Below are 22,934 nucleotides of genomic sequence, written 5' to 3'. Positions count from 1 at the left end.
GTGAGGGGGATGGGGCGGGTGGGTCTGCCCGGGGTGGTGAAGATCCCCTAACCTCTCGCGCAGCGGACGATCTTCAGGGGGCGCGAGATGTCGATGGGGCCGACGCATGCCATCAGTGGGCTGGCGGCGTGGAGCGGGGTCGCGGTGCTGGGCGCCGCGTACGACTTCGGCAGTTTCACCGCACCGGCCATCGTGGTCGGCGGGGCGCTGGCGACCGGGGCGGCGCTGCTGCCGGACCTGGACCACCCCAGCTCCACCGTGGCGCGCACCTTCGGGCCGATCAGCAAGAGCATGTCCGCCGGGATCAACTGGCTCAGCCACAAGATCTACCGGGGCACCAGGACGAAGAAGGACTCCAACCGGCACGGCGGGCACCGCGGGTTCACCCACACCATCGTCTTCGCGATCCTCGCCGGGTTGGCGACCACCGCGTTGATCCAGCTCAGCCACACCTACGCGCTGCCGTTCGTGATGTTCTTCTTCTGCGGCCTCGCGGTGCGCGGCCTGCTGCACGAGTGGCACCCGAAGCGCGACGCGCTGACGATCACGCTGACCTCGGCCGGGTTGTCGTTGCTGTGCTGGCAGTGGGTGAACGGCGCGCCGGAGCTGGCCGGGGCCTGCGGGCTGGCGGTGGCCATCGGCTGCGTCGCGCACTTCATCGGCGACGCGATCACCGAGATGGGCTGCCCGATGATGTGGCCGGTGCCGATCGCGGGCAAGACCTGGTACCCGATCGCGCCGCCGAAGATCCTGCGGATGAAGACCGGCGGCACGGTCGAGAACATGATCGTCCTGCCCGTTTTCAGCCTGCTGGCGCTGTGGTTCTCGGTCGCGGCGTTGCAGAGCACGGGCGTGATGCCCTGGCTCGGCGTCGACCTGCTGCCGTGGGACACCACGCCGGTGGAGGGCATCGCCAAGCAGTAGTCAGGCGGTGCCGAACGGGTTGTCGATCACGTATCGCCACTGCCCGTCCTCGCCTCGGCGGGCGACGTCGGTGGCCGTGCCGCGCACGTCGCCGATGCTCCAGTCGACGATCAGCAGCGCGATGTCGCCCGCCACGTAGGTGTGCCGGGGCCGGACTTCGATGGGCTCCCCGAGCGCGAGCATCTTCTCGTTGGCGCGCTTGCGGTCCGGGCCGGTCACGGGGTTGCCGGGGCCGTCGACGAACACTCCGTCCGGCTCGTACACGGCGTCGACGGCGGCACTGGAACCGGTGTTGAAAGCCTCCCGGAACCGTTCGGGCAGGCGCACACTGGGCATGTGGTCGGTACTCATGGCACCAGCGAAGCGAAGCGTCTCGTCGGTCACCAAACGGAAACCGACGCCGAGCTCGTCCCGGACGCGCGCGGCCGCACGAACAGGCCGGAGCCGGGTTGCCCGGTCGAGGTCGCGCTCGCGGCGATCTCCGGCCGGTGGGCGACCCTCGTGCTGCGCGAGCTGATGCACGGTCCGCACTCGTTCGGCGAGCTGCGGGCGAGCCTGCCGAGCCTGACCGCGAAGGTGCTGACCGATCGGCTCGGCGAGCTGCTCGCTCAAGGGCTCATCGCCAAGGACCGGCTGCCGGGCTTCCCGGTGCGCACGAGCTACCGCCTGACCGAGGCGGGCATGGAGTTGCGGCCGCTGCTGATCGCCTTGTACGACGCGGGTTCGCGAGTGCTAGCCGCGCTCGCCCCACGCGACTAGCGCCTCAACCTCGGCTTTGAAGACCAGTTCGGGATCGACGCCGGTCATCTCGAACTGATTGGTGATCTCCAGGCTGATCACGCCGTGCAGGCGGGTCCACACCGTGACTCCCCAATGCAGCTGCTTGGGCGTCAGATCGCCTGTCTGCATCTTCTCGCCCCATGCGCTGAGTTGGCGGTAGAGCGTGGAGCGCCGGTTCGCGGGTTCCGTGTCCTCCCCGACTGTCGCGAGCACCGCGGTCATCGAGCGGTGCGCGGCGGCGAGCGTCTCCATCGGCGCCTGGTAGCCAGGCACGGGTGTCCCGAAGAGCAGCAGATAGCGGTGCGGCTGCGCGACCGCCCACTCACGCATGGCCGTGGCGAGCGCACGCATCTGCGTCGCGTGCCCCGCGCGCTGCGTGACCGCGCCCTGCATCGTGTCGGCGAGGTCGTTGTACGCGTCCTCGATCAGGTCGGTGAGCAGCGCGTCCCGGTTGGCGAAGTACCGGTAGAGGGCGGGGCCGGTGACGCCCATCCGCTTGGCGATCGCGTTGACGGAGATCCCGCTCGGCCCGGCTTCGGCCAGTTGCTCCAACGCGATGCGCTTCGCCTCGTCCCGCGTCTGCTCGCGGTAGCGCTGCCTGCGGTCCACTTCGACCACCTCCCTTGACAACGCGACCCTAACAGGCTCAAGCTCTTGTTAGAAGCTCTAACGTAAGTAACAAGCAATCACAGGAGGCGGACCATGGAGATCGTGCTCACCGGCAAGGGCGGACCGGAGATGCTGCGCGTCGCGGAGGGCTCGAAGCCCCGTCCCGGCAAGGGACAGCTCCTGGTCCGCACGGAGGCCACCGGCGTGAGCTTCGCCGAGGTGCAGATGCTGCGCGGCCGCTACCCGCTGCAGCCGAAGTTCCCGTTCGTGCCCGGCTACGACCTGGTGGGCCGCGTCGTCGGTACCGGTGAGCGAGTCGTGGCCCTGACCAGAACCGGTGCTTGGCGGGACGAGGTGGTGATCCCGGCCAAGATCGCGGTCCCGATCTCGGAGGACGTCGATCCCGGTGTGGCGGCCGCGGTGGCGATGAACGGCGTGACCGCGTGGGAGATGCTGCACGTGACCGCCAAGGTCCGCGCGGGACAGACGGTTCTGGTGCACGGAGCCTCCGGTGGCGTCGGCAGTCTCCTCGTCCAGCTCGCCCGCCTCGCCGGTGCCCGCGTCATCGGCACCGCTTCGGCGGGCAAGCACGACCTGCTGCGCTCGCTCGGCGCGGAGCCCGTCGACTACCGCAAGGGCGATGTCACGGCTCAGGTGCGCGCCCTCGCTCCGGACGGCGTGGACGCTGTCTTCGACCACGTCGGCGGCAAGAGCCTCGACGAGTCGTGGAGCCTGCTCGCCCCGGGCGGCGTGCTGGCCAACTACGGCTCCGCGGGCACTTTGCGCGACTCCGGACACCCGCTGCGGCCTTATGTGGGGACTGCGCGGCGCATGGCGTGGTGGCAGCTGCGCAGGCTCGTCGGCATGACCGGCCGGCGTCGCGCGTCGATGTACTACGTGAAGCCGGGCGCGGGCTTCGCGAAGGCGCTGACCGAGGTGCTGCGCCTGGTGGCCGCGGGCTCGTTGACCCCGCACATCGACCGCCGCATGCCTCTCACCGAGGCCGCCGAGGCGCTGACCCTGCTCAGCACGGGCCAGGCCACCGGCAAGATCATCCTCGAAGCGTGAGTGCCCTGAACGACCCGTTCAGGGAATCTAACGCCCCGAACGCGTCGTTGAGGGCTTCCCCGTTTCGTACTCATAGCGGGGAAACAGGGCCCCAAAACCCGTTATGAGTACGAAACGGGAGAAGACGGCGTCGGGTGAGGTTGTGTGTCCAAAAAGGAGTTGCGGCGGGGGCTAGCGTGGAGCTTCGTGCGTGCGTTGATCGGGTGTTATCCACACCTCGCCGTCGCCGGATTCCACCGCTACTCCACCTACCGATCGGCCGCGGTCGCGGCCCTGACCACCAACACCGCCTTCGGCCTCATGCGAATCGCGGTCCTGTTCAGCGTGCTCGGATCCCGCCAGCAGGTCGCGGGCTACGACGCGGCGAGCATCGCGAGCTACGTGTGGCTCGGGCAGGGGCTGCTCGGCGTCGTCATCCTCTGGGGCGGGCACGAGCTGGCCGACCGCGTCCGCAGCGGGGATGTCGCGGTCGATCTCGCCCGGCCGTGGAACCTCCAGTTCGCCCTGCTGGCCGAGGACTACGGGCGGGCGGGTTTCGCCATGCTGATCAGGTTCGTCCCGCCGATGCTGATCGGCGGGATGCTCTTCGATCTCCGCTGGCCCCAACAGGAACACACCTGGGCGTTGTTCGCGCTGAGCATCGTCCTGGCGGTCGCGATGAGCTTCGCGATCCGCTTCCTGCTCAGCCTCAGCGCGTTCTGGCTGCTCGACGCGCGCGGCGTGACCGCGATGTACGGGCTGCTCGGCGGCATCTTCTCGGGGCTGACCGTACCGCTGGCGTTCTTCCCGGACTGGGCGTACGACGCGCTGTGGTGGACGCCCTTCCCCTCCTTGTTGCAGAACACGATCGACGTGTTCGTCGAACGGGGTAGCCCGCTGCCGTTGCTGGCCCACCAGGCACTGTGGACGGTCGGGCTGCTCGTCATCGGCCAGCTCGCGCTGCGCGCCGCCGAGCGGAAGCTGGTGGTCCAGGGTGGCTGACCGGGTCTACCTCGACATCCTGGGTTCGCGCTTCCGCGCCCAGCTCTCCTACCGCACGTCGTTCCTGCTGGACTTCGCCGCGCAGATGGTCGGCCAGGCGAGCGAGCTCGTCGTGATCCTCGTGTTGTTCGGGCGCGCCAAGGAAATGGGCGGCTTCGCCATGCACGAGGTGCTGATCATGTACGGCATCGCGGGCGTCGGTTTCGGGCTCGCGGACCTCTTCGTCGGCCAGCTCGACGAGCTGCCCCGGCTGATCAGGACCGGGCAGCTGGACGTGCTGCTGCTGCGACCGCTGAGCACGCTCGCGCAGGTCGCGACCGGCGACATCCAGCTGCGCAGGCTCGGCCGGATCATCGCGGCACTGGCCGTCCTCGTCACGGTTCTGTCCACTTCGGACATTCACTGGACCGGGCCCAAGCTGCTGCTCGCGGCCACCGCGCCGCTGGTCGGCGCGGTGATCTTCGGGGCGATCTGGGTGGTGGCGTGCTCGGTCTGCTTCTGGATCGTGGACGGGCGCGAGCTGGCCAACACGGTCACCTACGGCAGCAACATGTTCACCTCCTACCCGATCACCGTCTACCCGCCGTGGCTGCGGCGGTTCCTCGCGTTCGTCATCCCGGGCGCGTTCGTCGCCTACTACCCCGCCCTCGCGCTGCTGGACCGGCCCGATCCCCTTGGCGCACCGGCATTCCTCAGCTGGTGCTCGCCGCTGGTCGCGGTCGCGGCGGTCGCGGTGGCCGGGCTGGTCTGGCGCTTCGCCGTCCGCCACTACCAAGGAACAGGATCATGAGCGCGCTCATCGTGGCGGACCGGCTCCGCCGCAGCTTCCACATCTCCCACCGAGCCGGGTTCCTGCGCAGGCGCCGCACCGAGGTGGTCGCGGTCGACGCGGTGAGCTTCACCGTGCAGCGGGGCGAGGCGGTCGGCTACGTCGGCCCCAACGGCGCGGGCAAGTCCACGACGATCAAGATGCTGACCGGAATCCTGACGCCGTCCTCGGGCGGCGCCACGGTCTGCGGCCTCGACCCGGCGAAGGACCGGCGCGCACTGGCCGCGCGCATCGGCGTGGTCTTCGGGCAGCGCAGCCAGCTGTGGTGGGACCTGCCGCTCTCGGAGAGCTTCGAGCTGCTGCGCTCGATCTTCCGCGTGCCGAAGGACAGCTACCAGGAGCGGCTGGACGAGTGCGTGGAGCTGCTGGAGCTGACGCCGTTCCTGGCGACGCCGGTGCGCCAGCTCTCGCTCGGCCAACGCATGCGCGGCGAGGTCACCGCGGCGTTGCTGCACGATCCGGAGCTGCTGGTGCTGGACGAGCCGACGATCGGGCTGGACCTGGAGTCCAAGGAGCGCCTGCGCGCGTTCCTCGCCGACCTCAACCAGCGCGGGACCACGCTGCTGCTGACCACGCACGACCTCGACGACATCGAGCGGCTGTGCGGGCGGCTGATGGTGATCGACCACGGCCGGGTGCTCGCGGACGGGCCGCTGGCCGAGCTGCGCGCCGAGGTCGTCACCGAGCGGACCCTGGTCGTGGACCTGACCGAGCCGCACCCGCCGCTGACCGGGCTCCCCGGCGTCCGCGAGGTGCGCACGGAGCTCGACGGGCTCCGCCAGCACCTGGTCTTCGGGCGTTCGGACACCACCGCGGCGGCGCTGATCTCGGCACTTGTCGATCGGGTGGCCGTGCACGACGTGTCCGTGGCCGAGCCGGAGATCGAGGAGTTGATCAGGCGTCTGTACAAACGTACGACAGTCCCTGACGCGATGACCGATTTGTGAATAACCTCGGGGTGGAGAACCCCCGCTTCGAGGAGGAGTCCATGTCCACGACGCGTCGCTTGGCGATCGCCGTGCTGCCCCTGCTGATCACGCTGGGCGGGTGCTCGCAGATCCAGGAGGCGGGCTCCAAGGCGAAGGTGTGCACGGAGGCACTGGCGCTCGCCACGTTCACACCGGACCCCAAGGACGGCGAGAAGGCCCAGAAGGAGACCCAGGAGACCGGCAACAAGCTGCACGAGCTGGCCAAGAACGTCGGAGACGGCGACGTCAGCGGCGCCATCACCACCCTGGGCAACTCCTACGTGGACATGGCGAAGCAGCGGGTGGAGGACGCGGCCAACCTGCCGAAGTGGATCGAGACCAAGGTCAAGCAGCTTGACGCGCTCCGTCAAGCCTGCCTCTGAGCCAGGACGGCGTCGTAAAGCGCCTTCCGGCTGATCCCGGAGGAGGCGGCCACAGCAGCGGTCGCCTCCTTCAGCCGCTCTCCCCCGGCAACCCGCTCTTCGACGGCGGGTACGAGCGCGTGCACGTCGGTCACCGCCGACTCGTCCGCCGCGGCCCCGGCGAGCACGACGGTGATCTCCCCGCGCACGCCCGCCTCGGCCCATTCCGCCAGCTCGCCGAGCCCGCCCCGGCGAACCTCCTCGTACTGCTTGGTCAGCTCGCGGCACACCGCCGCTTTCCGTTCCGCACCAAGCACTTCCGCCGCGTCGGCGAGACTGGCGGCGAGCCGGTGCGGCGCCTCGAAGAACACCACCGCCCGCTGCTCGGTGCGCAGCGCGGTCAGCCAGCGCTTCCGGTCACCGGTCTTGCGCGGCGGGAAGCCCTCGAAGCAGAAGCGCTCGCACGGCACCCCGGACACGGCCAGCGCGGTGGTCACGGCGGAGGGGCCGGGCAGGCAGGTCACCGTGATGCCCTCGGCGGCGCAGGCGGCGACGAGCCGGTAGCCCGGATCGGACACGCTCGGCATGCCCGCGTCGGTCACCAACAGCACCGTCGAACCGGCGCGGAGGGCGTCGAGCAGCATCGGCAGCCGGGAGTTCTCCACGGCGTCGTAGAAGCTGACGACCTTGCCCGCGGGCCGCACGTCCAGGGCCGCGGCCAGCGACCTGGTGCGCCTGGTGTCCTCGGCCGCGATCACCTCGGACTCGGCGAGCGCGGCGACCAGTTTCGGCGACGCGTCCCTGGAGTCCCCCAGCGGCGTCGCGGCCAGCACCAAGCGCCCTGATCCCGATTCGACCTGCATGGACGTAGACCCTTTCACGGCGTTCGAGCGCCGCCACCCGGCCCCTGTCTACGATCGTCCGGGTGAACCAGCGGAGAGAGGTGCGCTCCTGATGAGTATCGCGACGGCGCCGGCGGAAGCCGCGCCCCCCGTCGAGGTGCAGCAGGACAAGCCGTGGCAGCCGTTCGGCCCGCCACCGGCGGCCGACCGCCTGCGCGGCTGGACGGTCGCGCTGACCCTGGCGCTGATCGGCGGGATCGTCCGGTTCTGGAACCTGGGCCACCCCTCGGACAAGGGCACGCCGGTCTTCGACGAGAAGCACTACGTGCCGCAGGCGTGGCAGGTGCTGCGCAACGGCGGCTACGAGGACAACCCCGGCTACGAGCTGGTGGTGCACCCCCCGCTGGGCAAGCAGCTGATCGCGCTCGGCGAGTGGATCTTCGGGTACAACGGCTGGGGCTGGCGGTTCACCTCGGCCCTGTTCGGCACGATCTGCGTGCTGCTGGTCGTGCGCATCGCCCGCAGGCTGACCCGTTCCACGCTGCTGGGCGGGGTCGCCGGGGTGCTGCTGATCGCCGACGGCGTGAGCCACGTGTCCTCGCGCGTGGGGATGCTCGACATCTTCCTGGCCGTGTTCGTGGTCGGCGCCTTCGCCTGCCTGCTGGTCGACCGCGACCAGGTCCGCGCCCGGCTGACGGTGGCGATGACCGAGGGGTGGGTCGGCAACAGCCCGTTCGGCCCGCGGCTCGGCTTCCGCTGGTGGCGCTTCGGGGCGGGAGTGCTGCTCGGCCTCGGCTGCGGGGTGAAGTGGTCCGGCGTGTGGTTCATCGTCGCGTTCGGCCTGCTCAACGTGTTCTGGGATGTCACAGCGCGCCGGGCGGCCGGGGTGCGCAGGCCGTGGCTCGGCACCATCGCCAGGGACCTCGCGCCCGCGCTGTGGGCGCTGGCTGTCATCCCGCCGTTGGTCTACTTCGGCACCTGGTGGGCGTGGTTCGCCAGCGAGACCGGCACCGACCGCTGGGCGGCCTCGATCAAGCTCACCGTGGACGGCTTCCTGCCGTTCCTGCCCGACTACCTGCGCGGGCTGCTCTACTTCCACAGCAACGTGCTCGGGTTCCACACGAACCTGCACACCCCGGCCACCCCGCACCCGTGGGAGTCCAAGCCGTGGACCTGGCCGATGGGCCTGCGGCCGATGCTCTACTACTACGAGTCCGGCGCGACCGCGTCCGGCTGCGGCCGCCAGGACTGCGTCGGCGCGGTCATGCTCATCGGCACGCCCGCGATGTGGTGGCTGGCGTTCCCGATGCTCGGCTGGGCGATCTGGCGCGCGCTGAGCAGGCTGGACTGGCGCTACTCCGCCGTGCTCGTCGGCTACGGGGCCGCCTGGGTGCCGTGGTTCTTCGACATCGACCGGCAGATGTACTTCTTCTACGCCACCGCGATGGCGCCGTTCCTGGTGCTCGGCCTGACCATGGCGCTCGGCGAGATCCTGGGCAAGGCCCGCGCGGGCTTCGAGCGACGGCGGACCGGACTGCTCGTCCTCGCCCTCTACGTCGGGCTGGTGGTGGCGAACTTCGCCTGGCTGTGGCCGGTGCTCGTGGGCGACTCGATCACCCCGTGGCGGTGGAACGCGGAGCTGTGGCTGCCCTCCTGGCGGTGAACCAGGAGGGCAGCGGGCCTCAGCCGCAGCGGTAGACCAGCGGGGTGTCCTTGTTGTTCGTGCGCGTGTAGACGGGCACACCGCCGTCGTCGCCGACCTTCCCGGCGAACAGCTGCGGGCTGCTCGGCAGCTTCGCTTCGAGCTTGCCGTTGCGCCAGATCACCGTGCTGGCACCGGCCCCGACGGCGAGCCCGTCCCGGTTCACGCTCTGCGCTGAGCGGCCGTCCGGCAGGAGGCTGGCCTTGCCCGCCGCGTCCCACTGCACCGCGCGGAGGCCGGACCCGTCCGCCGGGCTGATCCAGCCGACCACCCGGCCCGCCGAGATCGCCTCTCCGGAGACGTCCTTCGACGCGACCGGCGGGACCAGCTTCGTCGCGACGCCGTCGCGCCAGCGGTAGCCGGTCGGCGAGCCGTTGCTCGTGACGACGTCGACCAGGACCGTCCCGTCCTCGTCGATGTCGTTGGCCACCATGGTGTCCGTGCCCGGCAGCCCGGTCAGCTCGACCATCTGCCCGGGGCGGTCGACGGGCCACATCACCGCGCGGCCCCGCTCCCCCAGCTTCCGCACGTACTGGCCAACGATGTCGCCGCGGTCGTTGACCGCCTTGGCCGTGGCGGAGTACGTGCCCTCGGGCACCGGCAGCGCCTCGATGCGCGTCCCCACAGATCGAAACGGGCCGTAGGTGTACATCGTGCGCAGGCCGTGGCCGACCACCGTGCCGGAGCGGTTCACGTCAGCGACGGTGACCAGGTACGGCGCGAACGGGACCTGGCCGTAGTCGACGACCCCGTCCGGCTTCCAGAGCACGACACGCTCCGGCCCGCTGCCCATCATGATCCCGGCGTGGCCGCCCTGGTTGTCCGCGGCGATCGCGCGTCCCTGCGTCATCCCGGCGGGCAGCGGCAGGGCGGTGGCCTTCCACGTGCACGCCGCTTCGGCCGCCGCTGCCGTCCCGGGCCCGACGACGACGGCCGCCACCGCGGCCAGGACCGCGGGCAGTGCCAGTCGTGCTGCTCTCACGATTACCCCCTCAGGCAACCCTTCGCGCTCACCCCGAAACAGGATGAGACGCCCCAGGAAACCCAAGCTAGTGAGCGCTCCGACCGGCGCGAACCCCTATCTTTTCCCTTCCCTCATGCGAAATCGCGGGCGTGCGCGGCGGCCCAGTCGGCAAATGTGCTGGCTGGCCTTCCGGTGATCTTCTCGGTGACGTCGAAAATCTCGGCGGACCGGCCGACCGCTTCACCGAGATAGCCCAGCAGCGAGTCGATGACCCCTACCAGCGCCCACTTCGACATCAGTTCGCGGGCCTGCTCGGGCGTCTGCTCCTCGAAGCGCACGGGCCGCCCGATGGCCTTGCCGATGAGCTCGACCTGCTGCCGCTGCGTGATCGACTCGGGGCCCGTCAGCTCGTAGGCCTTGCCCGCGTGCCCCTCGTCCAGCAGAGCGCGGACCGCCACGGCCGCGATGTCCTTCTCGTGCACAGGCGCAACCTGAGCGTCGCCGTACGGAGCCCGCACGACACTTTCGGCGCGGATGCTGTGCGCCCACTGCAAGGTGTTCGCCGCGAACGAGCCCGGTCGCACGAAAGTCCAGTCCATAGTGGACGCTTCGATCGCGCGCTCGACGAGGACGTGCCGCCTGCCGATCTCATCGTTCTCAGCGCCGGTTTCCTTGGCGGACAACGAAGACAGCACGACAACGCGCCGCACTCCGGCGGCCTCGGCGAGCTTGGCGAACTCACCGGCCGTGTCCGGCGAGGGGAACAGGTACACACTGTCCACTCCGGACAGTGCGTCCGCGAAGGTCTCCGGCCGGGCCAGGTCCGCCGCGTGCACGTCCACGCCCGGCGGCAGTCCCGCCTCCTCGGGGTCGCGGCTCGTCGCACGCACGGACGCGCCCTCGGCCAGCAGCTGTTCCACCACGTTGCGACCGACGTTGCCGGTGGCTCCGGTAACCAGAATCGTCATGATCCCAGCTTCAACCGACTGGATGACGAAGTCAACCAAATAGATGACTGATAACCTTCGCACCTCGAAAACCCAGGAGGAGCAGTGTCCACACCCAGGCGAGCGCCGACCCCGGACGAACGGCGCCAGGACGCGGACCGCTCGCGGCGGCTGCTGCTCTCCGCCGCCTTCGACGAGTTCGCGGCCAAGGGTTTCGCCGGTGCGCGGGTGCACGAGATCGCCGCGAGGGCGGGCGTCAACAAGCAGCTGATCAACTACTACTTCGGCGGCAAGGAGGGGCTCTACCGCGAGCTCCAGCAGGCGTGGCTGGACCGCGAGGCCACGTTCAACACGCCGCAGCAGCCGCTGGCCGACCTCGCCGTCCGCTACCTCCGGGAGAGCCTGGCCGACCCGCGTGGCATCAGGCTGATGGTCTGGCGCGGCCTGGACAGCTCGGACACCCCGCCCGACGAGTCACCCATCGACTCCGACCTCGCCTACCTCCGCGACCGCCAGCACGACGAGGAGCTCGCCGCCGACCTCGACCCGGCCGCCGTCCTGCTGCTGATGATGGCCGCGATCAGCGCCCCGATCGTCATGCCCGACGTGACCAAGCGGCTCTTCGGCATCGACCCCACCGCCCCGGAGTTCGAGCAGCGCTACGGCGCCCAGATCCGCCTCATCCTGGAGAAGCTGTCCGGCTGAGCCTTTTGCCGAGGCCGTCCAGGATGATCTCGACGCCGAGCTCGAAAACGTCCTGTTCGGACAGTCGGGCGTAGGCGGGCGCGACGCGGTGGAGATGCGGGAAATCGCCCAGGGCTTCCGCTGACAACCCCGCCGCCGTGCGCGCGTCGGGCTGCGCCGAGGCGAGGACGTGCGCGGCGAGTAGCCGGGCGATCCCCGCGACCTCGTCATCGGAGAACCCGGCGCTGAGCAGGATGCGGACCGTGGTGTCGATTCTGCCCCAGCCGACGCGGCTCTTGGGGCGGGCGCTCGCGCAGCAGCTCCGCGGCGTCCCGATGGCGCAGCAACAGCTCGCGGAACTGACGCAGTCCGTCGGCGAGTTGGTCGCGCCAGGACTGCGTCTCGTCGATGTCGAACGCGTCCGCGCAGATGGCTTCGGCCACCAGGTCGAGCAGCTCCGCCTTGTTGCGCACGTGCCAGTAGAGCGTGGGCGACCGGACACCGAGCTTGGCCGCCAGCCGACGCGTGGTCAGCTCGGCCAGCCCCACCTCGTTCAGCAGTTCCACCGCCGCCTCGGTGACTGCGTGGACCCGGCGGCTACGGGTGCTGGTGGTGGCGTGCTCGGTCGTGTTCACGATCGGCACCGCGCCGCAGAACTTCGTCATCGTCAACGCGGAGATGCTCGAACACACGATGCGCCTGGCCGGTCAGACCCCGGAACAGGCCGCCGCCAACGCGCCCGGTTTCCTGATGGGATTCCGCATCATCGGCTGCGTCTACGTCGTCGGCAACGCCCTCGGACTGCTCGCGCTCACCGGCCGGAAATGGGTGTTCTGGGTCGCGCTCGCGGTGAACCTGACCCAGGCGGCGGGGGTTTTCGCGATCCCGCCCGAGGTCTTCCGCGCGTCCGTCGACTTCTACGGCTTCGCCGGGGTGCTGCCCTCGATCATCACCGACGGCGGCGCACTGCTGCTCGCACTCCTGCTCATCGCGTTCCTGATCCGATTCCGCGCGCCGTGGACCAGGCGGGTCAGCTGATCGACCACTCCCACCTGCCCTCGCCATTGACGATTTTGACAGCGTCGTTCGGCAGGTGAATCTCTACTGCGCCCACGTACTTCCGGTTCGGCATCCAGCTGTCGTCGCCGAATCCCATTCGATCCTTCTCCGGAGCGCACTTCCACGAACTGGACGGGTTCAGCTCACCGCCCGTGGTCACTCCCTGGGCGCTGATCGCCTGGAATCGGGTGATGCTGCTGGACGGGGCTCGACTCGGGTCGTACGCGCTGCCCGTCGAGACCTCGATCCACACCAGCTGTCGGCGCGTTCCCGCAGGCGGTGCGCCGCCCGCATAACCACCCCCTGTGCAGCCGGTGAGCTTGGTGATCGTGTACTGCACCGCGCAGCTGTCAATCGTCGATCCGGGGCAGTCCATGCCCGCCTTGTCCCCGAGCTTCTTGGCGATCGGCCCTTGTGGGGCGGTCGTCGTCGTGACGGCCGCCTGCGCGGGGGCACTGGAAACGGAAGACGCAGGGCTTCCGGTTTGCGATTGCTGAGAGCAGCCCACGAGCACAGACGCGAAAACACCTACAAGCAGAAGAAGACGCATGTGATGACCTCCGATTCAGTCGTACATTCGGAGGTCGCCTTCATCGGGTTACACCTTTATTTCCGCCGTGACCCGCTCGTCGTCGAAGCGACACAAAGATATCTAAGCAAGTTCACGCACTTCCGCTCAGCGATCAACTGCCCACGGGACGATGACGAACTGCCTCCGCCATCATGCCTGAGCGCCCTCCACGGGGGTGGTGACGGCGTTGAAGAGCAGGGGCCAGAAGGCGCGTTCGAGGTGTCCGGGCGGCAGCTCGTCGGGCTCGACGAAGCTCTGCCTGAGGCTGCCTTCGCGGATGGCGATGAGGAGCCGGACGAGGTCGCCGAGGTCGACCGACGCCGCGCGCCCGGTGCGGGCGAACGCCGTCTCCATGACCGTGACGAGCTCGGCACGCAGGTTCGCCTTGTGCTCGGCGAAGCGGCGGGCCACGTCGGGGTGGCGGATCGCGTGCAGGGTGAACTCGGTGCTGATCAGAAACCACTGCTGGTCTTCGGGCTGGACCATGGCGAACAGCTCGGCGATCCGGTCGAGGGTCAGGTCGCTGGCGTTGAGCGTCTCGATCCGCTGCTGCAGCTGTTCGCGCACGCGCTCGGCGTTCGCGTCGACGAGGGCGAGGAACAGCTCGTCCTTGTTGGCGTAGTTGGAGTAGAACGCGCCGTTGGTGTAGCCCGCGCGCTCGCTGATGTCGCTGATGGTCGCGCCGTGGAAGCCGACTTCGGCGAAGACCTGGCGAGCGGCCTCCTGTAGGCGCGCCTGGGTCTCCGGGCGACGTTTCGTCGGTCCTTTCGGCATATGCGTGCTCCAGCGGTCTTGACGGCTTCCTCAGGGCTCTGAACGATACAGCGGTCAATCCGATTCATGGATAAATCCGATTGAAGCGTGCATCCGTTTGGAGGATCTCCTTGCAACCAATCGCCATCGTGGGCATCGGCTGCCGTTTTCCCGGTGGGGTCGCCGATCCGCGTGGTTTCTGGGACCTGCTCACCTCGGGCACCGACGCGATCGGGGACATACCTCCGGACCGCTGGCGTCCTGACCTGTACTTCGACCCCGATCCGGCGACCCCGGGGCGGATGTTCGTGCGCCAGGGCGGCTTCCTCGACGCCCCCGTCGACCGCTTCGACGCGGGCTTCTTCGGCATGACGCCACGCGAAGCGGCCCCGCTGGACCCGCAGCAGCGCCTGTTACTGGAGGTGGCGTGGGAAGCGCTTGAAGACGCGGGCATCCCACCCACCGCACTCGAAGGCAAGAACGTCGGCACATACCTCGGCGGATTCGTGGTCGACGCCATGCACCTCCAGTTCGCCGAGTCCAATCGCGAGCTGATCAGCTCGCACACGGCGACGGGGGCCAGCCTGACCATGCTGTCCGCCCGGCTGGCCTACACCTTCGACTGGCGTGGTCCGTGCATTACGCTCGACACGGCCTGTTCGTCGTCGCTGGTCGCCTTGCACTACGCCTGCACCGCGATCGCGAACGGCGAGTGCGATATCGCCGTGACCGGCGGAGTGAACGTGATGCTCCACCCCACGACGACGGTGGTGATGTCCAAGGGGCAGTTCCTGTCTCCGGACGGGCGCAGCAAGGCTTTCGACCACCGTGCCAACGGTTACGCGCGCGGCGAGGGTGCCGGGCTCGTGGTGCTCAAGCCGCTGTCCAGCGCCCAGCGCGACGGGGACCGCATCTACGCGGTCGTCCGTGGCACCGCTGTCAACCAGGACGGCCGCACACCTGGAATCACCGTGCCGAGCGCGGAATCGCAGCGCGCCGTGGTCCGCGAAGCGTGTCGGCGCGCGGGCGTCGAACCCGGTTCGATCGGCTACTTCGAGGCGCACGGCACCGGCACCGCGGTCGGCGATCCCATTGAGGCCAACGCGATCGGCGAAGTGCTCGGCGATTCGCCCGAGAAGCACTGGATCAGCTCGGTGAAGCCGAACATCGGGCACCTGGAGGCCGCGGCCGGTGTCGCGGGGCTGATCAAAGCCGCGCTCTGCCTGGACAACGGCCTCATCCCGCCGCACCTGCACTTCGAACGCCCCAACCCGAACATCTCGTTCGAGACGCTTCCCCTGCGCGTTCCCACCGAGCTCGTGGCATTCGAATCGGAGGGTGGCCCGCGCCGCGCGGGCGTGAACTCCTTCGGGTTCGGTGGCACCAACGCGCACGCTGTGCTGGAGCAGGCGCCACCGCAGGAACCGTTGTCACCAACGGACTTCCGCGACGAGCCGCTGCTCTTGCCGATCTCGGCGCGCAGCCCTGGCGCGTTGCGCGCGCTCGCTGACGAATACGCCGAACTGCTCGAAAAGCCAGAGGCTCCAACGCTTCGTCAGGTGTGTCGCGCGGCAGGCCGAGACCGCGAGCACCACTCGTTGCGCGCCTTCGTTGTCGCCGACAAGGCAGCGCACGCGGCGGAAAAGCTGCGCACGCTTGAGATCCCGGACGAGCCGGTGCGGCCCACGGAGATCGCTTTCGTCTACACCGGTATGGGTCCGCAGTGGTGGGGCATGGGACGCGAGTTGCTTCGCGAGGAACCCGTATTCGCCGCGGTCGTAACCGAATGTGATCGCATCCTCGCGAAGTTCGGAGTGTCGATCGCCGAGGAGTTCAAGCGCGACAAGGCAAACTCGCGCCTGACCGAGACGCTGTTCGCGCAGATCGGCAACTTCGTCGTGCAGGCGGGACTCACCGAGCTCTGGAAGTCGTGGGGTTGCGAGCCGTTGGCCATCGTCGGCCACAGCGTCGGAGAAGTGGCTGCCGCCTACGCCGCGGGCGTGTACTCGCTGGAAGACGCGTTGGCAGTCAGCTTCCATCGGGCCAACCAACAGGCGCGGTTGGCGGGCCGCGGCGCAATGCTCGCGGTGGGCCTGTCCGCCGAGGAGCTGGAGCCGTATCTCGTCGACCGGGTCTGCGTCGCGGCGATGAACAGCCCGACCGCGACGACGCTCGCGGGTGATCGTGACGCGCTGGAGGTCGTCGAGGCCCGCCTGTGCGAGGCCGAGGTGTTCGCCAAGATGCTGCGGGTGGAAGTGGCCTACCACAGCCACCACATGGACGAGATCCGCGAACCCCTGCTGATGGCTCTGCGCGACATCCGGCCGCGCCCGGCCGTGGTGCCGCTGTTCTCCACGGTGACCGGCAAGCGCATGGAGGGCACCGAGTTCGACGCCGAGTACTGGTGGCGGAACGTGCGCGAGCCGGTGCGGTTCGCCGAGGCTGTGGATCACCTCCTGGACCTGGAACCGGGCATCGTGCTTGAGGTCGGACCGCATCCTGTGCTGGCACCGGCGATCGGCGAAGCGTTGGTGGGCAAGCGAAATCCCGCAACGGTGCTCGCCTCACTGCGCCGCGACCGCCCCGAAGGCCAGATGGTGCGGGAAACACTCGGAGCCGTGTACGCGGCGGGCGGCCAAGTGGCCTGGGAGCGCGTGCATCCAGGTCCGCGCGAGCACATCGGCCTGCCGACGTATCCCTGGCAGCGCGAGCGCCACTGGGTCGAGTCCGAGAGCTCCCGGTCGACACGGTTGGGCACGGACGGTTGGCGGATGGCCGCTCGCACGATCCCGGCGCCCGTTCCCACCCGGGAAACCGAGCTGACCACGTCCGCCTTCCCCTACCTGGCCGATCACCGCATCGCCGACACCATTGTCTTTCCTGGCGCGGGATACATCGAGGCGGCACTCGCCCTGTTCGACGACGACGAGCCGTGCGTGTTGGAGAACGTCGCGTTCCACCGCACTCTCGTCCTTGAGCCCGGGTCGGTCACGACGCTGCGTTCCAGTCACGACCCGGAGCTGCGCGAGATCACGTTGCACAGCCGACGTGCCAAGGACGACACGGCGTTCACCCTGCACGCCAGTCTCAGCCACTCGCCGCTGGCCGATGCCACGCCTCCGACCCCGCGCGGCGAGCCGGTGACCGAATCACTCGTCGAGGTCGGGCACGACGAGATCTACGCCCGCCTGACGCGGATGGGTCTCGACTACGGCCCGGCTTTCCGCGCGCTCGACCGGTTGTGGTGCCGGGACGACACCGGCGAGATCATCGCCGAACTCGACGTCGACACGGTCGACACCACTGGGCACCGCCTGCACCCGGCCCTGCTCGACGCCGCCTTCCAGGCGATGCTCGCGGGACTCGCGCCGTCGTCGACGTTCGTGCCGGTTCGCGTCGCCGAGGTGCGCTTCTACCGATCACCCGGCAAGACCCTCTGGGTCCACGGCCGGAATCGGCGCAGCACAACGGAAGACCGCGTGGAAGGCGATCTCACACTGATCACCGACGACGGCGAGGTCGTTGCGGAGCTGATCGGCGTGCGGGCGCAGGTCTTGACAGATGTGACGGCTCCCGACGAGACGCATGATCTCTACTACGAGCACGCATGGCTGCGTGATGAACTCACCGAAACTGGCCACGCAGAAGGCAACTGGATTGTCATCGGTTCATCAGAGCTGAGTGCGGGCATCGAGCGCGGTCTGGCCGAACGAGGTGGCCAGGTGCTGCGCGTGATGCCCGAGGGCGACTGGCCCGAATGCCGTGGAGTGGTCTTCGTCCACGAGACGGATGCCGCGAACGAGACGGCGTGTTCGCCTTGTGTACCACTGCTGTCGCTGGTTCAGGCACTTCCGACCGTCGCGCTTTTCGTTGTGACCAACGGCGCGCAGGAAGCGGACCCCTTCGCGGCATCGTTGTGGGGATTTGGTCGCGTTGTGTGTGCCGAGCGGCCGGAATTGCATTGCAGGCTCATCGACACCACGGAGATGAGCCACGCGGTCGTCGACGAACTCACCCACCAGGGAACCGAAGACGTGGTGCTGCGCGGCAGCGAGCGCTTCGTCCGGCGCTTGGAACGCGCGGGCGCGCTCTCTCCCTTGCACCACATGACAGTGGAGAGCGGTTCGACACCGATTCGGCTGCACACAAGCGGAATTGGCCTCGGCAACCTGGGCTTCATCGGGAGCGCGCGGCGAGCGCCCGAGCCGCACGAGATCGAGATCGCCATCGAGCACACGGGCCTGAACTTCAAGGACCTGTCGAAAGCGATGGGTCTGTTGCCCCGCGTGGCGATGGAGAACACCCACTCGGAGACCGCGCTCGGAATCGAGTGCTCCGGCACCGTGGTGCGGATCGGCAGCGAGGTGGAGGAATTCCGCGCTGGGGACCAGGTTTTCGCGCTCAGCCGGGATCTGTTCGCCTCGCACGCGACGCTCGATCAGGTGCACGTGGCCAAGAAACCCGCCGCGCTCTCGTTCGCGGAGGCCGCGTCGCTGTTCCCCGCGTTGACCGCTTACACCGCGCTGATGCACGTCGCGAACGTGCGGCCAGGTGAACGGGTGCTCGTGCATTCCGGTGCGGGCGGTGTCGGGCTGGCCGCGATCCGCGTCGCACAGTGGTTGGGCGCCAAGGTTTTCGCGACCGCGGGTAGCGCCGAACGACGCGATTTCCTTCTCGGCGAAGGAGTTGCCGGAGTCTCCGACTCGCGCTCGACCGCCTTCGTCGACGACGTGCTCTCCTGGACCGACGGCGAAGGCGTGGACGTCGTGCTCAACTCCATTCCCGGCGAGATCCTGGAGAAGAGCCTGGGCCTGCTGCGCCCGTTCGGGCGTTTCGTCGAGTTGGGCAAGGCGGATCTGGCCGCCGACCGCAAGCTGCGCCTCGGTGCGTTCAACCGCTCGATCTCGTTCCACTCCTTCGACTACGACCAGATGGTGCACCTGCGCCCGGAGCTCACGCAGCACTACATGCGCGAGCTCGCGCGGCGCTACGACGAGCGCGCTTTCGCACCGCTCCCGGTAGTTGAAGTGCGAGCCGACGAGCTGGACTCGGCATTCCGCACGATGGCGCGCCGCGAGCACATCGGCAAGATCGTCGTGAAGATGGCGGGCGAAGCGGTCCGGGTACCCGCGCGCTCGATGCCGACACTGCCGCTCACCGCTGACGGCACGTACGTGGTCACCGGCGGGCTCAGCGGCTTCGGGCTCGCGGTGGCCCAGTGGCTGGCGGATCGGGGCGCGCGCCACCTGCTCCTTATCGGCAGGCGAGGCATCGCCTCGACGGAGGCCGAGGACGTGGTCCGCGACTTGCGCGAGCGCGGCGTCGAGGTCCGCGTCGGGAAGGCCGATGTCTCCCGGCGCGAAGCGCTCGCCGACGCGCTGGCCAGAGCACGACGTGAAATGCCGCCGCTGCGCGGTGTTGTGCACTCCGCCGCGGTCTTCGATGACGCGCTCATGTCCGTCACCACAGCCGAGCGGTTCCTGACCGCGACCGCGCCCAAGGCGGACGGCGCCTGGAACCTGCACCTGGAGACCGAGGGTGACCAACTCGATTTCTTCGTGCTGTTCTCGTCGATGGCATCGCAGCTCGGGGCTTCGGCGGTCGGTCCATACGCCGCCGCCAACGAGTTCTTGAACGGATTGGCGCGCTTCCGGCGAGCGCGGGGCTTGCCCGCGATCAGCGTGAACTGGGGCGCCGTCGCCGAGGTCGGCATCGCGGCTCGCTACGACATGGTGGGCAACAACCTGCGACGCCACGGCAACGTGGACCTACCGCCCGCGCGCCTGCTGGCCGAGCTGGAGACGCTGCTGCGCACCAACCCGGTCGAAGCATCGGTCGGCGGCATGCGCTGGGACCGCTGGGCCGAGGCCAACCCGCACCTGGCCGCGCTACCGCGCTTCTCGTCGCTCGTGCAGGCACGAGTCGGCGCCGGTGACGCTTCGGTGCCAGAACGGCTCCGGGCCGCCACCCGTGAGGAGCGGATGGCACTGCTACCGGAGCTCATGGAGCGACTTCTGGCACGCGTCACCGGCTTGTCCGGCGAGCAACTCGCGGGCGCGCAGGCCATCACGATCGACTCGCTGATGGGGGTCGAGCTGAAGACGCTCATCCAGAACGAACTCGACGTGTCGCTCCCGATCGTCAAGCTGCAACAGAACGTCACGGTCTCCGGAGTCGTGGAGCTGGTCGCCGACGCGCTCGACCAGGCTCCGGCGGCGAAGCCCGCGACGCGCGACTGGCTCGTGCAGCACGAGCTGGTGTCGTTCGACGGCACGACCTTCTACGGTCACCTGAGCCTGCCGCCTAGTTCTGGGCCGCACCCGGCGGTCGTCGTGTGCACCGCCGACACCGGGGGCGCCCTCGACTCCGAGGGACGCCGCGTGCGCGTGCACGAGCATGCACCTCTTGTGGCGGCCGGATTCGCCGTGTTCACCGTCGACCAACGCGGCGCACCCGGGCATGGGGAGGAGTTCTCCGCACGCGCGAGCCTGGGCGATCGCGATGTCGACGACGTCGTTGCCGCGGCTCGCTATTTGGCTCAACTACCCGAGATCGACGCATCACGCGTGAACATCCTGGGCACGAGCCGCGGCGCGTACTCGGCGCTGTTGGCGCTGTCGCGATCCCCGATGCAATGGCAGCGAGCCGCGCTGCTCATGGGTTTCTACGACCCGGTTCGCTATGCGGCTACAGAACGTGCGGTGCGTCCCGACAATTCGCCGCTGAGATTAGGCGCCAAAACCGGCTGGGACGAGATCGACATCCATTTCGCCGCAAAGGAACGGCAGCCCCTCGCCTCCCTCGACATCGTCACAACGCCACTGCACATCGTGCACGGCGCGGCCGACGAGCTGGTGTCACCGGATCACGCACGCGAACTCGCCGAGCGGGCACACGCGCTCGGCCTTCCCGCCGAACTTGTCATGGTGCCCGGGTTCGGCCACGACATCGACCACAGCCACGACGCGTGGCCCGCGCTGTGGGCGGGCATCGTCGCGTTCCTGAAGGGAGAACTCCCCACCTGAGCCTGCTTTCCGGGCGGTGGGATGTTCCGATCCCACCGCCCGGCAGGCGCGGTCAGACCTTGAACGTGGGAGTCCTGACGACGCCCTTCCCGTCACCGCGGTAGAAGTCCACCTGGTAGCTGCCCTTCGGCACGCTCACCGAAAGGCTCTTCCCCGCGTGAGTGCCGTACTTCTTGCCGGTCGACAGGTTCACGGCCTGAATCCACACGATCGCGCCGTTCGCCGTGTTCCTGACCTGCCCGGTGCCGCTGATCTTGGTGCCGGACGCGGAAGCGCACACCTTCAGATCCGCGGGCCAGAACCCGCCCGGCCCCCAAGCGCTGCAGTGCCGCGCCGCCGCCGAAGCCGCAGGCGCGACCGCCAGCAGCGCGGCCCCCACCACCACACCGGCCACACCACGCCCAATAACCCGAGAAAACATTCTTCATCCTTCGCCGCAACGGACTCGTCGCCCCTGAGTACGAGCCCCGACCCGCTTCCGGTTGCCGCCACCGCACAAATTTCGCCCCCACCCGAAACCTCAAGGTTCAACATAAGAAACTGTGCTTCCACTGAAGGCACTTCGCCCTGTTAAAGTTCCGCAGACCTTCAGACTCTCTGGCATTCCAGAAAGGAAATCCCCCGTTGGCGTTCTCCCGAAACTCTGCTCTGGCCGCCCTGAAATGCATGAAGGTCGACGCCAGCGTTGGAATCGTCACCCAGACGGTCATTGTCACCAACAACTGCAAGTCGACCGCATCGAGTATCGTCATCGAGCACTTCAGCACCAACTGCGTCGAATGGCTGGACGTCAAGCCGGATGGGTGGGTGAAGTGCAAGTGGCCTCGCGAGTACAAGTTCTACGGGGTCGCGATCACCATGAACGGCAAGAAGTACTACAACCCGCGTTGAATCCAACCACAAGTCATTCCAAGGATTGGTGCCCCTGGGAGGGCTCGACCTCCAGTCGCGCCGCGCCACCGGTGATCTGGTGGCGCTGTGCGATGGCGTGGTCGAGCTGCTTGGCCAAACTCGGGATGGACGTCGAGGCCACGTAGTTCTCGGCGCCCGCGTCGAGCATGCGGCGGACCGGGCCGTGATAGCTGACCCCGAGGACCTCGTCCTCAATTTCGGCGACGACGACGCGAGCCTTCGGGAACAGCATCCGGAGGCTTCCAATCAACTGCGGGCTGGCCGGCGGCACCAACAGCACGTCGGCCGTCTTCGGCGCCGCGTGCATGTCCAGCACGATGTACTCCGCACCGAGCTCGGCGGACAACGACCTACGAGCCGCGGCCGACAGCTTCATCGCCGTAGCGACAACCGTCACGTTGCCGTAGTCCATCAGCAGTGGCTCGGCACCCTCCTCCGGCAAACCGGCCTCGTCCACTAAGCCACGAGCGCTGGAAATCGCCGCGACCGGGACGCCATCCCGCATGACGATCAAATCCTCACCGGGCCCGAGACCGTCGATCAGCTCCACGACGTCCCCCGGCAGATTCCCCGCGTCGATCCACCGCACCCCCGACGCAGCGCCCCCCTCAGCCACAGACTCTCTCCCCCCGCTGGCCGACCCACCGCCATCAGGACGCCCGCCCCCACCCTCCGGTTGCCCAACACAGCAGCCGCCCAGCAACCACAACCCACCCGCGCCAGGTCCCCAACCAACGCAACCACGCCGATTCAGCAAGCCGCCGCACCGTAGGGGGTCCGGGGGAGTCGCTCCCCCGACAGATACAAGGACAACGGGAGCGGCCCCCCGGCAAAGCCGAGGGGCCGCGAACACCGCAACTGTGGAGCTGAGGGGAATCGAACCCCTGACCTTCTCGATGCGAACGAGACGCGCTACCAACTGCGCTACAGCCCCGTGTTCTGTTGTGGGGGAAG

23 protein-coding genes and 1 tRNA gene are annotated in these 22,934 nt (G+C 68.7%); 12 read left to right on the top strand and 12 right to left on the bottom strand.

Translation table 11 applies throughout. From position 1 onward, the window contains the following. Window positions 1-87 precede the first annotated feature (87 nt). On the top strand, window positions 88-924 hold the full coding sequence (locus NLX83_RS13660; protein ID WP_254235194.1) for a metal-dependent hydrolase: 837 nt from the start codon (window positions 88-90) through the stop codon (window positions 922-924). Here the strand turns inward: NLX83_RS13660 and NLX83_RS13655 are convergent, their stop codons facing one another. Continuing rightward, window positions 925-1,275, bottom strand: a complete 351-nt coding sequence (locus tag NLX83_RS13655) for a YybH family protein (RefSeq protein ID WP_254235193.1) — start codon at window positions 1,273-1,275, stop codon at window positions 925-927. Here NLX83_RS13655 and NLX83_RS41845 point away from each other — a divergent pair. Further along, the gene (locus tag NLX83_RS41845) at window positions 1,261-1,683 is read left to right on the top strand and encodes a winged helix-turn-helix transcriptional regulator (RefSeq protein WP_254235192.1); all 423 of its coding nucleotides are present in this window, start codon (window positions 1,261-1,263) and stop codon (window positions 1,681-1,683) included. The genes NLX83_RS13655 and NLX83_RS41845 overlap by 15 nt on opposite strands. Here NLX83_RS41845 and NLX83_RS13645 read toward each other — a convergent pair. Further along, window positions 1,657-2,313 (bottom strand): TetR/AcrR family transcriptional regulator, encoded by a 657-nt coding sequence (locus NLX83_RS13645; protein WP_254235191.1) that lies wholly within the window; start codon window positions 2,311-2,313, stop codon window positions 1,657-1,659. The genes NLX83_RS41845 and NLX83_RS13645 overlap by 27 nt on opposite strands. Before the next feature lie 93 nt (window positions 2,314-2,406). Between NLX83_RS13645 and NLX83_RS13640 the strand changes: the two genes are divergently transcribed. From NLX83_RS13640 to NLX83_RS13620, 5 genes are all read left to right on the top strand, one after another. Further along, window positions 2,407-3,381 (top strand): medium chain dehydrogenase/reductase family protein, encoded by a 975-nt coding sequence (locus NLX83_RS13640; protein ID WP_254235190.1) that lies wholly within the window; start codon window positions 2,407-2,409, stop codon window positions 3,379-3,381. Window positions 3,382-3,567: 186 nt separating this feature from the next. Continuing rightward, the gene (locus NLX83_RS13635; RefSeq protein ID WP_254235189.1) at window positions 3,568-4,362 is read left to right on the top strand and encodes an ABC transporter permease; all 795 of its coding nucleotides are present in this window, start codon (window positions 3,568-3,570) and stop codon (window positions 4,360-4,362) included. Next, window positions 4,355-5,152: an ABC transporter permease gene (locus NLX83_RS13630; RefSeq protein ID WP_254235188.1), complete on the top strand. Its 798-nt coding sequence runs from the start codon at window positions 4,355-4,357 to the stop codon at window positions 5,150-5,152. The genes NLX83_RS13635 and NLX83_RS13630 overlap by 8 nt, the downstream gene beginning before the upstream one ends. Further along, window positions 5,149-6,138, top strand: coding sequence for an ABC transporter ATP-binding protein (locus NLX83_RS13625; protein WP_254235187.1), 990 nt, complete (start codon window positions 5,149-5,151; stop codon window positions 6,136-6,138). The genes NLX83_RS13630 and NLX83_RS13625 overlap by 4 nt, the downstream gene beginning before the upstream one ends. A gap of 41 nt (window positions 6,139-6,179) precedes the next feature. Beyond that, window positions 6,180-6,542 (top strand): hypothetical protein, encoded by a 363-nt coding sequence (locus NLX83_RS13620; protein ID WP_254235186.1) that lies wholly within the window; start codon window positions 6,180-6,182, stop codon window positions 6,540-6,542. Here the strand turns inward: NLX83_RS13620 and rsmI are convergent. Continuing rightward, entirely contained in the window at window positions 6,527-7,384 is an 858-nt protein-coding gene (rsmI, locus tag NLX83_RS13615) for a 16S rRNA (cytidine(1402)-2'-O)-methyltransferase (RefSeq protein WP_254235185.1), read from the bottom strand. The two genes, NLX83_RS13620 and rsmI, sit on opposite strands and share 16 nt — an antisense overlap. 91 nt (window positions 7,385-7,475) lie before the next feature. Here rsmI and NLX83_RS13610 point away from each other — a divergent pair, with 91 nt between their 5' ends. Then, complete coding sequence (locus NLX83_RS13610) at window positions 7,476-9,026, top strand: dolichyl-phosphate-mannose--protein mannosyltransferase (RefSeq protein WP_254235184.1); 1,551 nt, start codon at window positions 7,476-7,478, stop codon at window positions 9,024-9,026. 19 nt (window positions 9,027-9,045) lie between these two features. On the opposite strand, the gene NLX83_RS13605 is transcribed toward NLX83_RS13610, so the two are convergent. Both NLX83_RS13605 and NLX83_RS13600 read right to left on the bottom strand, forming a co-directional pair. Continuing rightward, complete coding sequence (locus NLX83_RS13605; protein WP_254235183.1) at window positions 9,046-10,047, bottom strand: hypothetical protein; 1,002 nt, start codon at window positions 10,045-10,047, stop codon at window positions 9,046-9,048. A gap of 113 nt (window positions 10,048-10,160) precedes the next feature. Further along, a complete protein-coding gene (locus NLX83_RS13600; RefSeq protein WP_254235182.1) occupies window positions 10,161-10,997 on the bottom strand; it encodes an NAD(P)H-binding protein in 837 nt (278 codons plus the stop codon). An 84-nt stretch (window positions 10,998-11,081) separates the two neighbouring features. Here NLX83_RS13600 and NLX83_RS13595 point away from each other — a divergent pair, with 84 nt between their 5' ends. After that, window positions 11,082-11,681 (top strand): TetR/AcrR family transcriptional regulator, encoded by a 600-nt coding sequence (locus NLX83_RS13595; protein WP_254235181.1) that lies wholly within the window; start codon window positions 11,082-11,084, stop codon window positions 11,679-11,681. Here NLX83_RS13595 and NLX83_RS13590 read toward each other — a convergent pair. Together NLX83_RS13590 and NLX83_RS13585 are read right to left on the bottom strand one after the other, a co-directional pair. Beyond that, window positions 11,656-11,913, bottom strand: a complete 258-nt coding sequence (locus NLX83_RS13590) for a TetR/AcrR family transcriptional regulator C-terminal domain-containing protein (protein WP_254236217.1) — start codon at window positions 11,911-11,913, stop codon at window positions 11,656-11,658. The genes NLX83_RS13595 and NLX83_RS13590 overlap by 26 nt on opposite strands. Continuing rightward, window positions 11,888-12,295 carry a TetR family transcriptional regulator gene (locus tag NLX83_RS13585; RefSeq protein WP_254235180.1) on the bottom strand — a complete coding sequence of 136 codons (408 nt, stop codon included), beginning with the start codon at window positions 12,293-12,295 and terminating at the stop codon, window positions 11,888-11,890. The genes NLX83_RS13590 and NLX83_RS13585 overlap by 26 nt, the downstream gene beginning before the upstream one ends. Here NLX83_RS13585 and NLX83_RS13580 point away from each other — a divergent pair. Beyond that, window positions 12,288-12,698: a hypothetical protein gene (locus NLX83_RS13580; RefSeq protein ID WP_254235179.1), complete on the top strand. Its 411-nt coding sequence runs from the start codon at window positions 12,288-12,290 to the stop codon at window positions 12,696-12,698. The genes NLX83_RS13585 and NLX83_RS13580 overlap by 8 nt on opposite strands. Here NLX83_RS13580 and NLX83_RS13575 read toward each other — a convergent pair. Together NLX83_RS13575 and NLX83_RS13570 are read right to left on the bottom strand one after the other, a co-directional pair. Beyond that, on the bottom strand, window positions 12,691-13,269 hold the full coding sequence (locus NLX83_RS13575) for a hypothetical protein (RefSeq protein WP_254235178.1): 579 nt from the start codon (window positions 13,267-13,269) through the stop codon (window positions 12,691-12,693). The two genes, NLX83_RS13580 and NLX83_RS13575, sit on opposite strands and share 8 nt — an antisense overlap. Window positions 13,270-13,440: 171 nt before the next feature. Next, window positions 13,441-14,064 (bottom strand): TetR/AcrR family transcriptional regulator, encoded by a 624-nt coding sequence (locus NLX83_RS13570; protein WP_254235177.1) that lies wholly within the window; start codon window positions 14,062-14,064, stop codon window positions 13,441-13,443. A gap of 110 nt (window positions 14,065-14,174) precedes the next feature. On the opposite strand from NLX83_RS13570, the gene NLX83_RS13565 reads away from it, so the two are divergent. After that, complete coding sequence (locus tag NLX83_RS13565; RefSeq protein ID WP_254235176.1) at window positions 14,175-21,068, top strand: type I polyketide synthase; 6,894 nt, start codon at window positions 14,175-14,177, stop codon at window positions 21,066-21,068. A gap of 52 nt (window positions 21,069-21,120) precedes the next feature. On the opposite strand, the gene NLX83_RS13560 is transcribed toward NLX83_RS13565, so the two are convergent. Further along, the gene (locus NLX83_RS13560; RefSeq protein ID WP_254235175.1) at window positions 21,121-21,489 is read right to left on the bottom strand and encodes a hypothetical protein; all 369 of its coding nucleotides are present in this window, start codon (window positions 21,487-21,489) and stop codon (window positions 21,121-21,123) included. A gap of 245 nt (window positions 21,490-21,734) precedes the next feature. Between NLX83_RS13560 and NLX83_RS13555 the strand changes: the two genes are divergently transcribed. Beyond that, entirely contained in the window at window positions 21,735-21,959 is a 225-nt protein-coding gene (locus tag NLX83_RS13555; protein WP_254235174.1) for a hypothetical protein, read from the top strand. A 13-nt stretch (window positions 21,960-21,972) separates the two neighbouring features. Here the strand turns inward: NLX83_RS13555 and NLX83_RS13550 are convergent, their stop codons facing one another. Both NLX83_RS13550 and NLX83_RS13545 read right to left on the bottom strand, forming a co-directional pair. Then, complete coding sequence (locus NLX83_RS13550; protein WP_254235173.1) at window positions 21,973-22,596, bottom strand: hypothetical protein; 624 nt, start codon at window positions 22,594-22,596, stop codon at window positions 21,973-21,975. Between the two features lie 245 nt (window positions 22,597-22,841). Beyond that, a tRNA-Ala gene (locus NLX83_RS13545) sits at window positions 22,842-22,914 on the bottom strand. Window positions 22,915-22,934 lie beyond the last annotated feature (20 nt).

The organism is Allokutzneria sp. A3M-2-11 16, assembly GCF_024213555.1.
GTDB lineage: Bacteria > Actinomycetota > Actinomycetes > Mycobacteriales > Pseudonocardiaceae > Allokutzneria.
The sequence above is the reverse complement of the archived record's forward strand: the minus strand, read 5'-3'. Positions and strand labels throughout refer to the sequence as shown.